Origin of the sequence: Mesorhizobium sp. M7A.F.Ca.MR.362.00.0.0 (assembly GCF_004023175.1) — a bacterium.
GTDB lineage: Bacteria > Pseudomonadota > Alphaproteobacteria > Rhizobiales > Rhizobiaceae > Mesorhizobium.
Genome location: NZ_RZTF01000461.1, coordinates 1 through 297, shown reverse-complemented (window position 1 = coordinate 297; position 297 = coordinate 1). Strand labels below are relative to the sequence as shown.

Here is a 297-nt window from a genome sequence, read left to right as displayed (position 1 = left end):
CGAGATCGTCGTCCAGAACGGCCCGGTGTCCACGCGCCTGATGTCGGTCGACGATGCCATTGCCGAAGGCGCCATGGCGCTGTTTGGCGAGAAGTACGGTGACGAAGTGCGCGTCGTGTCCATGGGCACCGGTGTGCACGGCGCCAAGGCCAACCGGCCCTATTCGGTCGAGCTTTGCGGCGGAACGCATGTCCGGGCGACTGGCGATATCGGCCTGGTGCGTGTCGTGTCGGACAGCGCGGTCGCCGCCGGCGTGCGCCGCATCGAGGCGCTGACCGGCGAAGCCGCGCGCAAACA

At 68.4% G+C, this 297-nt stretch carries 1 pseudogene; it reads left to right on the top strand.

Annotated elements, in window-relative coordinates:
- Positions 1-297 (top strand): annotated as a pseudogene (locus tag EOC06_RS44095) (alanine--tRNA ligase); the annotation flags it as partial.